General features: G+C 24.4%; 2 protein-coding genes. Both read right to left on the reverse strand.

From position 1 onward, the window contains the following. Window positions 1–69 precede the first annotated feature (69 nt). Window positions 70–441 (reverse strand): cystatin-like fold lipoprotein, encoded by a 372-nt coding sequence (locus CD155_RS12760; RefSeq protein WP_002441717.1) that lies wholly within the window; start codon window positions 439–441, stop codon window positions 70–72. Window positions 442–478: 37 nt separating this feature from the next. Continuing rightward, the coding region (locus CD155_RS12765; protein WP_142382863.1) for a DUF5080 family protein at window positions 479–858 on the reverse strand (380 nt) is incomplete at its 5' end.

Consider the following 858-nt stretch of genomic DNA (forward strand, 5'->3'; position numbering starts at 1 on the left):
AGATATTACCAACGATATAACTATTTCATTAAAATTATTAATAATTATATTTTCAACTGACTACTTAATTTATTTCTTTTCAACTTTTTGATTTTCTTCCTCATAATCAGCATCATGTTTTTTCATATATTTCATTGGATCCGCTTCTTCATCAAATTTTGCTTTGCCATCCTTAATATTATAATAGAAGTAATGTAATTTATTTTCCTTTTTAAATAATTGAATGCCAATGATGATAACTTTTCCATCTTTATAAACATGAGTATTACTTTTATCTCGATCAATTTTAGTATTTACTTTATCACTAAACAGTGAAATCTCTTTGTTGAGCTTTTCTTGTTCTTTATAAACTTTATCAATATCTTTTTTATATTTTTCCCCATTATTGCACCCTGCTAAAACTATCGTTAACATCAATAATATAACTAAAACTCTTTTCATAATATGTATCTCCCTATCATTTGATTTTATTAAACTATTATAAAATTAAGGTTGTTATAATAATCCAAATAGTAACAGTTAGAGGAACTATTGTTTTAAATAAGAAAATACCATAACGGCCCTTTCTATAAAAATCAATAATCAACCATAAAACTATTATAATAATCCCAATTAACATCAAAGTTGAATTCACAGAAACTGCATCATCCTTCAAATCAATATTCATCCTTAATTTTGTAATAATGAAAAGCATCACTGAAATAATAAAATAGTATACTGATCTAACTCTAGCAGTTTGTAAATTTAATTCACGTTCTTCCAAATCTTCATCTGAGTTTAAATGCTCTTTTAGAATGACATACTCAACTACTTTTGGTTTTATCCAAAAATATTTTATTGCAAAATACATATATACCT

The organism is Staphylococcus caprae (assembly GCF_002902725.1).
In the GTDB taxonomy this organism is placed as follows: Bacteria; Bacillota; Bacilli; order Staphylococcales; family Staphylococcaceae; genus Staphylococcus; species Staphylococcus caprae.